This is a genomic window from Tistrella mobilis KA081020-065, from assembly GCF_000264455.2.
In the GTDB taxonomy this organism is placed as follows: Bacteria; Pseudomonadota; Alphaproteobacteria; order Tistrellales; family Tistrellaceae; genus Tistrella; species Tistrella mobilis.
In genome coordinates this window covers 1,619,037-1,632,257 of sequence record NC_017956.1, presented here as the reverse complement: position 1 = coordinate 1,632,257, position 13,221 = coordinate 1,619,037, and the positions used below count along the sequence as shown (strand labels likewise).

Below are 13,221 nucleotides of genomic sequence, written 5' to 3'. Positions count from 1 at the left end.
CGCGGCGTCAGGACAGCAGCCATGAAAAGGACTGTCTGAGCCGCGCCGTCCCGTCGGTTTCGAACCAGCGGCCATGGGCCAGGATCACCCGCTCGGGAGCCTGGCCGATCATGGTCTCGACCGCCGATTTAAGCCCGGCGCGGTTGTGACGGAAGGTCAGCCGCATATCCCTGGGCATGGAGCCATGCGGCGCCAGCACCCCGCCCAGCCGGCAGGCGATGCACAGTAGCGGCGAGCCCAGCCGCTCGCGCTCAAAATTCTCGATCAGGTCGGTCAGGATCAGTGTCCGGCTGGGACGGTGAAAGAACACGATCTCGGTCATGAAATCGCCGGCAACCGGCATGGTGTCCAGCACCCCGTCCCAGGGCCAGGGCCCCGGCCCGTCCAGCGGCTGAAAGGGGCCGCGGATCCGGTCGCCCGCCTGTTCGGGGATGCGGGGCGCAAGATACACCACGGCCTCGGGCCAGGCCGCCGACCAGTCGGGGATCCACCAGTAATGGATGCGGTTGGGGCCGATGATCCAGGCAGGCCGGCCGATCCGGTCGATCGCGGCCCGAAGCTCCGGCGTCAGCTCGGTGGGGGAGTGCACGAACAGCCGCCCGTCCGGCAGGCGGATGATGGTGGTCCGCGTCGGAAACGGAATTTTCGGCCAGGGCATGCCATAGCGGATCACCGGCCCGTCGACGATCCACACATCCTCTGCCACCGGCTTCAGCGTGAACAGCGGATCATAGGTCGCCCGCATCCTGCACCCCGCTCAGAACGAGATCGACTTGAACGCCCGGGTCTGCTCGGTCAACGCCACCTCGGTCGGCAGGCGCTCCATGGAACTCGCCCCATAGAAGCCGTGGCAGTGGCGCGCGGTCTTCAGCACATAGCGCGCATCCTCGGGCATCGAAACCGGCCCGCCATGGACCAGCACGATGACATCGGGATTGACCGATTGCGCAGCCGCCGCCCAGCGGTCGACCATCGCCGGGCAGTCTTCCAGCTTCACGGCGGTGTCGGCCCCGATGCTGCCGCCGGTGGTCAGCCCCAGATGGCAGACGATGATGTCGGCGCCGGCCTCGGCCATGGCGACCGCATCCGCCTCGCCGAAGACATAGGGCGTGGTCAGCATGTCTTTCGCGGCCGCAAGCCGGATCATCTCCACCTCATGGGCATAGCCCATGCCGGTCTCTTCCAGGTTCTGGCGGAACACGCCGTCGATCAACCCCACGGTCGGGAAGTTCTGCACGCCCGCGAAACCCAACGCCTTCAGCTGGTCCAGATAGTGATCGAAGATGCAGAACGGGTCGGTGCCGTTGACGCCGGCCAGGACCGGGGTGTGCTTCACCACCGGCAGCACCTCGCGCGCCATCTCCATCACGATCCCGTTGGCATTGCCATAGGCGAGCAGGCCCGACAGCGAGCCGCGCCCGGCCATGCGATAGCGGCCGGAATTGTAGATCACGATGAGGTCGATCCCGCCGGCTTCCTCGCATTTGGCCGAGAGGCCGGTCCCGGCCCCGCCGCCGATGATCGGGATCCGGTCGGCCACCATCCGGCGGAAACGGTCCATCAGCTGGCCACGATCGAAACGGGTCATCATCATCTCCCGGCAATGTCGAGGAAGGCCGCCACCACCGCCTCGGCAAAAGCGGGGTCGTTGACGGCATGGGGCAGGTCGATCAGCCGCCGGCGATCGGTCTGGCGGACCGTCTCGCGCAGTGCAGCGAACAGGGCGGCATCGGCCTCGGGGTCGTGGAAGGGCGCGCCGGGCACATCGATCACCGACACGCCGCCCAGCGGCAGCAGGAAGCGGACCTCGCCCTCCATGCGGTTCAGCCGCTCGCCGATCCAGCGGCCCATCCGGTCGTTCTCCTCGGGCGTGGTCCGCATCAGCGTGACCTGGGCATTGTGGACATGAAGCTGCCGGTCGCGATAGCGCGCGGGCACGGTCTCCAGCCCGCCGAAATTCACCATGTCGAGCGCACCGCACGAACCGACATAGGGCAGCCGCGTGCGGATCGCCGCACCCAGCCGGTCCTCGCCCGCACTCATCACCCCGCCCATCAGCAGATCGGCGACCTCGGTGGTGGTCACGTCGATCATGCCGGCAAGGCGGCCGCTATCGGCCAATTTCTCCATCGTCCGACCGCCGGTGCCGGTGGCGTGGAAAACGAAGCATTCGTAATCGGCCTCCAGCCGCGCCACCACCTGTTCGATGCAGGGGGTGGTGACGCCGAACATGGTGAGGCCGAGCGCGGGCTTCTCCGGTACCACGGCGTCGGGCAGCGGCCGGGTGACGGCGCCGGCCATCATGTTGGCGGCATTGCCCAGAACCCTGCGCGAGATCGAATTCAGCCCGGCCAGATCGACCACCGAATAGAGCATGGCGATGTCGTTGGGCCCCACATAGGGCGCCACATCGCCTGAGGCGACGGTCGAGATCATGATCTTGGGCGTGCCGACCGGAAGCCGCCCCATCCCCGGGGTGATCAGTGCGGTATTGCCCGAACCGCCCGCCCCGATCATACCCAGAATCCGGGGCGCCTGCGCATCCACCCAGGCCGCGAAGGCCCGCGCGACAATGGCGACCGCCTGGCCGCGATCCGCCGTTGCGGCCAGTTCTTCCGCCGCCCCCGGTAGCGCGGACAGCACGTCCCGCGTCGTGACGTCGGCGGCCCCGGAGCTGCCGCGGGGGGCCACATCGACCAGTTTCACGGCCACGCCGGCCGCACGGATCAGATCCCGCAGATAGACCAGCTCGTCGCTCTTGGTGTCGCAGGTGCCGGTGACGACGACGAAGGGGGCATCGGTCGTGTCGGTCATGGGGTCGTTCCTCCCGGTTCGGCTTTTGACCGAACCCTATTGCATCGGAACCCTTCAGCCCAAGAGAAATTCCACACCATTTCCCACGGAAAAAGCGAGCCCTCGGTCACAGCAGAACCATCACCACCAGCACCAGGGTGAGCAGCACAAGATATGCTCTGGCATGCAGACGATCGGGCAGGCGGCCGATCAGCGGCGCGCTCAGCCTGACGCCGATCGTCGATCCGATCGCGAGGGCCAGAAAGGCGCCGGCATCGACCTGTCCCGTCGCTCCCTCGGCCAGCCCCACATAGCCGATCGTCCCCGCCACCGCCATCGGCAGGGAAAGCGGGCTTGCCATCGCGGTGGCGGTGGTCATGTCGGCGCCGCGCCGGCGCAGCAGCGGCACGGTCATCACGCTGCCGCCGACGCCCAGAAAGGCCGCGACCGCGCCGATACCCAGCCCGATCAGGGCCGTGGCCCGCCGCCGCATCGGCCGGGCCGGCCTCGCCGCACGGGTCATGAAACCGGGCCGGAACAGGCAGTCGAGGATGGTGAGGCCCAGATAGGCGATGAAGGCCGCCCTGAGGCCTTCGCCCCCGAACGAGATCGCCGCCCGGGCGCCGATCACGGCCCCCAGGCTGACCGGCAGGATCAGCGGCCGCAGCTGCCCCATGTCCAGAGTGCCGGCACGGGCATGGCGCAGGCTGGCGAAGCCGGCGCCGACGATCATCACGGCCGTGGAGGTCGCGACCGCCACATGCATGGCCTGCGCAGGCGCGGTGCCGACGGCCGTGAACATCGCATAGAGCAAGGGTACGGCGACGAAACCGCCGCCGAAGCCGAACAGAACGGTGGTGAGCCCGGCGAGCCCGCCGAAGGCCAGAAGCAGAAGATTAAGATCGATCGGAAGATGCATGACACGGGGATCCGGATGAGGCAGCGTCCGGGCCATCATGGCGTCGGCAGGCCTTGCCGGCTTTCGAAGATCAGCCGACTATCTTCGTGTTCAGGCCACATTTCCGGAAGGGTGCCCTCCCTTGCGCAACATCGCCCTCGACACGGTCGATGCCACCCCGCGTCCGGTGCTGGCGATCGGCACCGACTATCGGTACGGGGCGCAGCTGCCGCCCCATACCCATCGTCGCGCGCAGTTTCTCTACGGCATGACCGGGCTGATGGAGGTGGAGACCGCCGATGGTGCCTGGGTGGTGCCGCCGCATGCCGGGGTCTGGATCCCCGCCGGCGCCCGCCATGCGGTGCGGATGGTCGGGGTCGCGACCCGCAGCCTGTACATCGAACCGGCGGCAGCGCCGCGTCCGGCGGCGGTCTGCGAGGTGCTGACCGTCTCGCCCCTGCTCCACCAGCTGCTGCTCTCTGCTGCGGAACTACCCGCCCTCTATGATCAGGCGGGCCGCGAGGGGGCGTTGATCGGGTTGATCCTGCACGAGCTTGCCGCCGCCCCGGTGCTGCCGGTCTTTGCGCCGCTGCCGCCGGATCCGCGCCTCGGCGCGCTCTGCCGCGAGATCCTGCGCGCCCCCGATATTCGCATCCGCCCCGACGACATCGCTCGCCGGCTGGCGATGAGCCCGCGCAGCTTCACCCGCTTCTTCCGCAGCCAGACCGGCCTCTCCTTCGGGGCCTGGCGCCGTCAGGCCTGCCTGATGGCGGCCCTCTCCAGACTCGCCGCCGGTCAGGCGGTCACCACCGTGGCGCTGGATCTGGGTTATGACAGCCCGGCCGCCTTCTCGACCATGGTCCGGCGCCTGCTGGGCCGGCCGCCCTCGGCCCTGGCGGGCAATGTCTGACGCAGCAATGTCCGAGGGGGCCGCCGGCCGAGATCGGAACACGCCGCCCCGGCAGGGGTTCGGACGGCAATGGGCGCATCGCCCGCCGATCAGGAGACCGGATCCATGCCGCTCACACTCCGGAGCCCCGCTTTCGCCGATGGCGAACGCATTCCCGACCGTTTCGCCCGGACGGGGGACAATCTGTCGCCACCCCTCGACTGGCAGGACGCGCCCGAGGGCACCCGAAGCTTCCTGCTGATCGTCGAGGACCCCGATGCCCCCGGCGGCACCTTCCGGCACTGGGCGGTATTCGACCTGCACGCCGATCGGACCGGACTGGAGGAAGGCGCCGGTCGTCCCGGCAGCGGCGTCCACCACGGCACCAATGATTTCGGTTCAGCGGCCTATGACGGTCCCGAGCCACCCGAAGGCCACGGCCCCCATCACTATTACTTCCGCCTGGCTGCACTCGACATCGACCATCTGGATGTCGACCCGGGCCGCCGCGTCGGCGAAATCTGGGCCGCCGCCCGGCCGCATATGCTCGCCGAAGCCGGGCTGGTCGGGGTGTATGAACGCGGCCGCGGCTGACCCGGGGCGGTCTCTATGCCGGCCGGGCCGCCCCTTCGGGCGGATCGCGGAAGAAGCCTTCCAGCTCCGCGAAAGGCATGGCCTGGCCGGCAAAGCCGAAACTGCCGTCGCGGCGCATCTCGCGCGCGGCCCGGACGAAGGCACCGAAGGCGAGCCGGGCGAGGGTCGACCCCAGGCTGATCCGCTTCACGCCTGCCGCGGCCAGTTCATCGGCCGAAGCCGCCATGCCCGCGATGCCGATCACCACATTGACCGGCCGGCTCACGGCGGCACAGACACTGCGCACCGCCTCCAGATCCGGCAGGCCCGGCGCATAGAGGACGTCGGCGCCGGCCGCTTCAAAGGCCTGAAGGCGGCGGATGGTGTCGTCCAGATCCGGGCGACCCCACATGAAATTCTCGGCCCGCGCCGTCAGCACGAAGTCCCGATCCAGCCCGCGGGCGGCCTCTGCCGCAGCCGCAATGCGCTCGACCGCGAGCCCGTGGTCATAAATCGGCTGCGACCTGTCGCCGGTGTGATCTTCCAGCGAACAGCCGGCAAGCCCGGCCGCCGCCGCAGCCCGGACGGTTTCGGCAGCGCTGTCCGGATCATCGCCGAACCCCTTCTCCAGATCGGCCGAGACCGGCAGCGCCGTCGCGTCGACGATCGACCGGCAATGGGCCAGAACCTGCGCCCGCCCGGCCACGCCTTCCGGCTGGCCGGCGGAAAAGGCCATGCCGGCGCTGGTGGTCGCAAGGGCCGGGAAGCCCATCGCCGCCAGGATCCGCGCGGTGCCCGCATCCCAGGGATTGGGCAGGATGAAGGCGCCGGGTGCCTCGTGGAGCCTGCGGAAGACGCGGCCGGGATCAGCTGCCGGGAGGGTCATTGGCGACCTCCATCATCATATCGGGGGCCCTCATCCTCTCAGCCGGATCCGAACATATCAAGAACAAATCATCCAGACCTGCTTGACACCGCCGCCTCAGGGCGAAATGGTCAACGCATATGCAATGTCTGGCGGATCTGCCGGCGCCCTGAATCTGAAGGGACTGCACCCGTGACGGACCACCCTCGCCGACACGCCCGGGCTGGCATGCTGGTTCAGAGCCTTCTGGTGCTCGTGTTTCTGCTGGCCTCGATCACCGGACCGCTGGCCGCGTGCTGCAATCACGGCCGCCCCGTCCGCGGAGGAACATCCGATCATCGGGGGTCCCGACCACATCTCCGGCAGACCGTCGATCATGGGCGGCCAGACCTCCCTGCACGCGCAGCGCTGCCCCACATCCATCTGTGGCCTGGGCATCTGTCGCCTGGGCTGCCCGACGCCATCGGGCCTCGACGGCGGCATGATCCGCACCGTTGCGGCCATTCTCCTGCCCGCGCGCAGCGACCCCTTGCCGGACGGCATCGCACTGTCTCCGCCCCCCGGTCCGCCGCGACCTCTGGCCTGACCGAAGGACGACGCCCCTCAGGGCATCGTCCATCCCGTCATACCGCCGGTTTTGCGCCCGGAACACGAAAGGGGGCCATCGTCATCATGTCCGATCACCATCAATCGCATCACGACCATTCCCACCATCACATGGACGGGCACATGCACGGGCACGGGCACGGGCACATGCACGCGGCCGGAAAGGCCGGGGCAATCGACGCCCCGCCTGGCACCGTCTGGACCTGCCCCATGCATCCCGAGATCCGCAAGGACGGCCCCGGCAGCTGCCCGATCTGCGGGATGGCGCTGGAACCGCTGATGGCCACCGCCGAAAGCGGGCCCAGCCCCGAACTCACCGATATGACCCGACGTTTCCGGTTCGGTCTGCTGCTGGCGATTCCGGTCTTCCTGCTGGAAATGGGGGCTCATCTCGTGCCCGCCCTGCATCGCCTGATCCCGGCCGGGGTATCGGTCTGGATCCAGTTCATCCTGGCAACCCCGGTGGTGCTGTGGGCGGGCTGGCCGTTCTTCCGTCGTGGCTGGTCCTCGATCGTCAATCGCAGCCTCAACATGTTCACCCTGATCGCCATGGGAACGGGGGTTGCCTGGACCTACAGCGTCGTCGCCACCCTGGCACCGGGCGTTTTTCCCGAGGCGTTTCGCGGCGCCGACGGCACCGTCGCGGTCTATTTCGAAGCGGCAGCGGTGATCACCGTCCTGGTCCTGCTGGGCCAGGTGCTGGAACTGCGCGCCCGTGAGCACACCTCGGGCGCCCTCCGCGCCCTTCTGAACCTCACCCCAAAGACGGCACGGCGGATCGGGGCCGATGGTGCCGAGGCCGATATTGCGGTGGAGGACGTCGCCATCGGCGACCGTCTGCGGGTGCGGCCGGGTGAAACCGTACCTGTGGACGGCATCGTCGAGGACGGCCGCTCCTCGCTGGACGAATCCATGGTGACCGGCGAATCGATGCCGGTCGGCCGCAGCGCCGGCGACCGGGTCGTCGGCGGAACGCTCAACCAGACGAGCGCTCTGGTCATCCGCGCCGAAAAAGTCGGCCGGGATACGATGCTCGCACGCATCGTGCAGATGGTGGCGGATGCCCAGCGCTCCCGGGCCCCCATCCAGCGCATGGCCGATCAGGTGTCGGGCTGGTTCGTCCCCATCGTCATCGTGATGGCGCTGCTCGCCTTCGCCGCCTGGGGACTCTGGGGTCCGTCACCGCGTCTGGCCCACGGGTTGATCGCCGCTGTCTCGGTTCTGATCATCGCCTGCCCCTGTGCCCTCGGTCTGGCCACGCCCATGTCCATCATGGTGGGCGTCGGCAAGGGCGCCGCCGCCGGCGTGCTGATCAAGAACGCCGAAGCGCTGGAACGGATGGAGAAGGTCGACACGCTGGTGGTCGACAAGACCGGCACACTGACCGAAGGCCGTCCGGCGGTGACGCACATCGCCGTCGGACCGAGCCATGAGGAGAAAGATATCCTGCGCCTTGCAGGCGCTGTCGAAGCTGCCTCGGAACATCCGCTCGCGCATGCGATCGTCGCTGCGGCGGAGGCCAGGGACATCCGGCTACCCCAGGTCACCGACTTCGACTCCCCCACCGGCAAGGGCGCCAGCGGGATCGTCGAAGGGCGACAGATCGTACTCGGCAATGCCGCCTTCCTGGAGGAACAGGGCATCGACGCGTCGCCTCTCTCCGACCAGGCCGACACCCTGCGGCAGGACGGTGCGACAGCGATTTATATCGGCGTGGACGGTCGCGCTGCCGGTATCTTCGCCATCGCCGATCCCGTCAAGCAGACCACGCCCGATGCGCTGACGGCGCTCCATGCAGACGGCATCCGCATCGTCATGCTGACCGGTGACAACCGCACCACCGCCGAGGCCGTCGCCCGGCGTATCGGCATCGACGAGGTGGAGGCAGATGTCCTGCCGGACCGCAAGGCCGAAATTATCCAGCGGCTGAAGGCCGAGGGCCGGGTGGTGGCGATGGCCGGCGACGGCGTCAACGACGCCCCGGCACTCGCCGCCGCCGATGTCGGCATCGCCATGGGGTCGGGCACCGATGTTGCGATCGAAAGTGCCGGCATCACCCTGCTCAAGGGTGATCTCACCGGCATCGTAAAGGCGCGCCGCCTGTCCCAGGCCACCATGACGAATATCCGTCAGAACCTCGTCTTCGCCTTCATCTATAACGCCGCCGGCATTCCGGTGGCAGCGGGCGTGCTCTATCCGGTGTTCGGCCTGCTGCTGTCACCGGTCATCGCCGCTGCCGCCATGGCGCTGTCGTCGGTGAGCGTCATCGGCAACGCACTCCGGCTCAGATCAATGAAGGTCTGAGACCCCGGCTCGGCCGCCGCCACATCGAGAGACGTGACGGCGGTCACAAACCATACCCGAATGTGCACTGGTGCAGAATCATATACTAATACTTGCCGTATCTTCCGGCGTTGTCTGCGCATCGGCGCGGTCACCCGCCGTTGACCAGCTCCATTACCCTGGATTGACTGGCACATCTCATGTCCCGCATAGTGGCCGCACGAGATCGGGCGCTGACCGGGAGGCAGAGATGACGCAAGAGAGCAAGCCGTCGACCATCGTCGCGGACGAGGATCTGGCGAAAGTGACGGGTGGCTCGTCAGGCGGCCTGAACTTCAACTCCATGGATCTGTCCAATATGGATATGAACCAGATCCTGGCCATGGTGCAGCAGGAAAGGCAGGGTCAGCTGGACACCAGCCTGCAGCAGCAGATGGACGGAATCCAGGAGCGCAACACCCAGCTCGCCCAGATGAACGGCACCCTGCAGGAACTGGACGGTTTGGGCGACATGCTGGAGGACCAGGGCCCGCTCTCGACCGACACGCTCGTCCACCATATGGGCCAGGAGACCACGCTCGGTGCCCTCGCCGCCGATCTGGGCCTGGATCAGGAGCGGATCGATGACGGCAGCATCGATTCTGCGGACATGGATGCGATCACCGGCCTGCTGCAGGACCGGATCACCACGGTCACGGCCGCCCAGGACATGGAGATGGCGGCCCTGCAGGCCATGACCGACAAGCGCAACGAAGCAATAGCGCTGATGCAGCAGTTCATGAACAGCATGCAGAACAATTTCAACAACATCATCGGCAATATGCGTTGATACGCCGCGACCGGCCGGCCGATCAGCTGCGGGGGCCTTGACGGGTGAGCGCGCTCTTCCGCCCGGCTGCCGTCAGTTCATCGGCGACCTCAAATCAGTACCGCGACGCGCTCGGCGTCATGCGACCGCGCCTCTGGGCGGGCGGCCTGTTTCTGGTTGTCCTGATCCTGGGAGCGCTGGTGTGGAGCGCCCTCTTCCGGGTGCCGGTCTCGGTGACGGGACAGGGCATCCTGCTCGCCCCGGGCGGCATGATCGACGTGGTGGCAGACGCGGCCGGCCAGGTGCTGGCACTCGACGCCGCCCCGGGCACGCCGGTGACGGAGGGAGCGGTGGTCGCCCGTATCGCCCAGCCGGATCTGGAGCTGAAACGCGATATCGCCCGTGCCGAACGTGCCGATGCGCTCAGATTCCGTGACGATCTGATCCGCTTCCAGGCGGCCGACGATGCCAATCGGGCCCGGCTGCGCGCCGCCCGCGAAGCCTCTCTGGCAGAGCGGATCCAGGCGCTGGAGCTGCGCGGTGCCGCCCTCCGCGACCAACAGGCCAATCTTCGCCGCCTGCTCAAAACCGGCAATGTCACCCGCGACCGGCTGTTGCAGGTGGATCAGGAAGTGCTGGCGGTCGAAAGCAGCATCGCCGATGCCCGCGACGAGCGGGTCGCCATGCAGGCCGAAGCCGCGCTCCAGGCGACCGAGCGCGAAAAGGCGCGGCTGGAAGCCGAGCGGCGGCTCGCCGAGGCCGAGCGGGAGCTGGCGGCCCTGGACCGACAGCTTGCCCGCAGCAGCACGGTGCGCTCCCCCTTCGCCGGGCGGGTGGTGGAAGCCAAGGTCAATGTCGGCCAGATGGTCCAGCCCGGCACCGCCATGGTGACCCTGGAGCGGCAGGCGGAGCCGGCCGATGGCAGAAGCACCCTGCCCTATGTCACCGCCTATGTCACCGCGGCCGACGGCAAGAAGATCCGTGCGGGGCAGCCGGTCGAGATTTCACCCGCCACGACACAGCGCGAGGAACACGGCTTTCTGCGTGGCCATGTGCTGCATGTCAGCGACGTGCCCGCCAGCAGTGCCGGCATGCTCAAGACCCTGCAGAACGACCGGCTGGTGCAGACCTTCCAGGACGGCATGGGCGCGCCCTTCGAGGTGACGGTGGCGATCGACCCCGACCCGGCGCGGCCGGATCGCCCGCTCTGGTCGTCCCCCCGCGCCCATCCGCCCCGGATCGAGCCCGGAACGCTGGCCGAGCTGCGCTTCACCATCCGGTCGGGGCCGCTGCTCGCCCTCGCCATCCCTGCGCTCCAGTATGCCGGCCCGGACGTGCCGCGCGACGGCCGCTGAATGTCCGGCCGGCGGAGGCGTACCCCCACCCTGTTGCAGATGGAGGCCGCAGAATGCGGGGCGGCGGCGCTCGGCATCATTCTGGGGCATTATGGCTGCTGGGTGACGCTGGAAGAACTGCGCCTGGCCTGTAATGTCTCCCGCGACGGCAGTTCCGCGCTCGCCATCCTGCGCGCCGCCCGCGCGATGGGGTTGGAGGCCCAGGCCGAACGGCTGGAACCGGCCGATCTCCGCGCCCGCGAGCTGCCGGCGATCATCCATTGGGGCATGAACCACTTCCTGGTGGTGGAAGGCTTCAGCGGTGACCGCGTCCGGCTGAACGACCCCGCCACCGGCCCGCGGGAGGTGGGCGCCGCCGAATTCGACCGCATGTTCACGGGCATCGTGCTGTTCATGCAGCCCGGCCCCGGCTTCCGACGCCGGGGCAGCCGCCCCTCGCTTGTCCGCGGGCTCACCCGGCGGCTCCACGGTGCCGGCGATGCCTTCGGCTTCATCCTGATGGTCTCGCTCGCCCTGGTGGTGCCGGGGCTGCTGGTGCCGGTCTTCGCCCAGATCTTCATCGACCAGATTCTGGTCAACCGTTTCGCAACCTGGCTCTGGCCGCTGATCCTGGGCATGGGGCTGGCGGCGGTGCTGATGGCCGCGCTCACCTTTCTGCAGCGCGAAGCCCTGCTGCGGCTCGAAACCCGGCTGGCGCTTCAGGGTGCGGCCGGTTTCGTCGGCCATGTCGTCCGCCTGCCCCTGCTCTATTTCGCCCAGCGCCATCCGGGCGAGGTGGCGAGCCGGGTGATGCTGAACGACCGGCTGGCCCAGCTGATCGCCGGCGATGTCGGCGCAGTGCTGCTGAACCTGCTGACGGCGACCGCCTATCTGGCCGCCATGATGTTCTATGCCCCCCGGCTCGGCCTGCTGGTCGCGGCGGGGGCTGTGGTCAATCTCGCCCTGCTCACCCGATCCTCGCGCGCGCTCGCCGACGACAACCGGCGGATGGTGGTCGCCGGCACCATGCAGGCCGGCTTCGCCAGGCAGGGGCTGGGTATGATCGAGGCCTACAAGGCCGCGGGCCTCGAGGATCTGTTCCGCGCGCGGCTGTCGGCCATGTCTGCCCGGGTGCTGAACCTCCGCCAGGGGCTGGCCCGGCGGCGCATGCGGCTGACCGCCCTGCCCGGCCTCACCAGTCTCGCACTGGGCGGGCTGGTGCTGGTGATCGGGGCCGACATGGTGATCCGCGGCGAACTGACCCTCGGCATGTTGATCGCCTTTCAGGCCCTGATGGCGGGCTTCCTGGCGCCGATGGCCCAGCTGGTCCAGCTCGGCGCCAGGATCCAGGACGGTCAGGCCTATATCCAGGTTCTGGACGACACATTGCGCCACCCTACGGCGCCCGAATTCGCCCCGATGCCCGCCGCCCCCGAGACGACCTCCGGTCGCCTGATCGGTGCCATCGAGCTTCGGGATGTCAGCGCCGGCTATGGCCCGGCCACGGCGCCGCTGATCCGGGATCTCAACCTCTCGCTTAAGGCCGGTGAACGGCTGGGTATCGTCGGGGCCTCGGGCTCGGGGAAGTCGACCCTGGCGGCGCTGATCGCCGGCATTCATCCGCCGTCGGCGGGCGACATCCTGATCGACGGTACGGCGATGAGCGCGATCCCGCGGGCGCGGCTGCGCCAGTCGCTCGCCTATGTCGATCAGCGCGCCGCGATCCTGGAGGGCAGCATCCGCGACAACATCGCGCTCTGGGACCCGTCCCTGCCCGACGAGCGGATCGTCGAGGCTGCCCGCATGGCGCTGATCCACGACGTCATCCTGCGCCGCCCCGGCGGCTATGGCGGCCATCTCGCCGAGGGCGGCACCGATCTGTCCGGCGGCCAGCGTGCCCGGATCGAGATCGCCCGTGCCCTGGTCCGCGAGCCGCGCATTCTGATCCTCGACGAGGCCACAGCCTTCCTCGACAACGAAACCGAGGCGAAGCTGCATGCCGGTCTGCGCCGGCTGGGTGCAACCATGATCATCGTCGCCCACCGCTTCAGCGCCATCCGTGACTGCGACCGCGTGATCGTGATGGACCGGGGCGCCATCGTGCAGGAGGGCACGCCCGAGGCCCTGCTCTCCCGCCCCGGCCCCTTCCTTCAGCTGATGGCCGAGGGGTGA

The 13,221-nt window shown here is 68.5% G+C and carries 11 protein-coding genes; 6 read left to right on the top strand and 5 right to left on the bottom strand.

The features are described from left to right. Positions 1–7 precede the first annotated feature (7 nt). The 4 genes from TMO_RS07360 to TMO_RS07345 all read right to left on the bottom strand — a co-directional run bounded on the left by TMO_RS07360 (position 8) and on the right by TMO_RS07345 (position 3,712). Entirely contained in the window at positions 8–745 is a 738-nt protein-coding gene (locus TMO_RS07360; RefSeq protein ID WP_014744979.1) for a hypothetical protein, read from the bottom strand. A 12-nt stretch (positions 746–757) separates the two neighbouring features. Beyond that, the gene (locus tag TMO_RS07355) at positions 758–1,588 is read right to left on the bottom strand and encodes a phosphoenolpyruvate hydrolase family protein (protein ID WP_014744978.1); all 831 of its coding nucleotides are present in this window, start codon (positions 1,586–1,588) and stop codon (positions 758–760) included. Between the two features lie 2 nt (positions 1,589–1,590). Further along, on the bottom strand, positions 1,591–2,814 hold the full coding sequence (locus TMO_RS07350; RefSeq protein WP_014744977.1) for a Tm-1-like ATP-binding domain-containing protein: 1,224 nt from the start codon (positions 2,812–2,814) through the stop codon (positions 1,591–1,593). A 106-nt stretch (positions 2,815–2,920) separates the two neighbouring features. Next, entirely contained in the window at positions 2,921–3,712 is a 792-nt protein-coding gene (locus TMO_RS07345; RefSeq protein WP_014744976.1) for a sulfite exporter TauE/SafE family protein, read from the bottom strand. 121 nt (positions 3,713–3,833) lie between these two features. Here TMO_RS07345 and TMO_RS07340 point away from each other — a divergent pair, with 121 nt between their 5' ends. Then, entirely contained in the window at positions 3,834–4,601 is a 768-nt protein-coding gene (locus TMO_RS07340) for an AraC family transcriptional regulator (protein ID WP_014744975.1), read from the top strand. 105 nt (positions 4,602–4,706) lie between these two features. Beyond that, positions 4,707–5,174, top strand: a complete 468-nt coding sequence (locus TMO_RS07335) for a YbhB/YbcL family Raf kinase inhibitor-like protein (protein WP_041605655.1) — start codon at positions 4,707–4,709, stop codon at positions 5,172–5,174. 13 nt (positions 5,175–5,187) lie between these two features. Here the strand turns inward: TMO_RS07335 and TMO_RS07330 are convergent, their stop codons facing one another. After that, positions 5,188–6,039, bottom strand: a complete 852-nt coding sequence (locus TMO_RS07330; RefSeq protein WP_014744973.1) for an isocitrate lyase/PEP mutase family protein — start codon at positions 6,037–6,039, stop codon at positions 5,188–5,190. 651 nt (positions 6,040–6,690) lie between these two features. On the opposite strand from TMO_RS07330, the gene TMO_RS07320 reads away from it, so the two are divergent. From TMO_RS07320 to TMO_RS07305, 4 genes are all read left to right on the top strand, one after another. Beyond that, positions 6,691–8,928, top strand: coding sequence for a heavy metal translocating P-type ATPase (locus tag TMO_RS07320; protein WP_081598809.1), 2,238 nt, complete (start codon positions 6,691–6,693; stop codon positions 8,926–8,928). 229 nt (positions 8,929–9,157) lie between these two features. Next, positions 9,158–9,736 carry a hypothetical protein gene (locus TMO_RS07315; RefSeq protein WP_014744971.1) on the top strand — a complete coding sequence of 193 codons (579 nt, stop codon included), beginning with the start codon at positions 9,158–9,160 and terminating at the stop codon, positions 9,734–9,736. Between the two features lie 119 nt (positions 9,737–9,855). Further along, positions 9,856–11,070, top strand: coding sequence for an NHLP bacteriocin system secretion protein (locus TMO_RS07310; RefSeq protein ID WP_041604869.1), 1,215 nt, complete (start codon positions 9,856–9,858; stop codon positions 11,068–11,070). Then, positions 11,071–13,221 carry a cysteine peptidase family C39 domain-containing protein gene (locus TMO_RS07305; protein ID WP_014744969.1) on the top strand — a complete coding sequence of 717 codons (2,151 nt, stop codon included), beginning with the start codon at positions 11,071–11,073 and terminating at the stop codon, positions 13,219–13,221.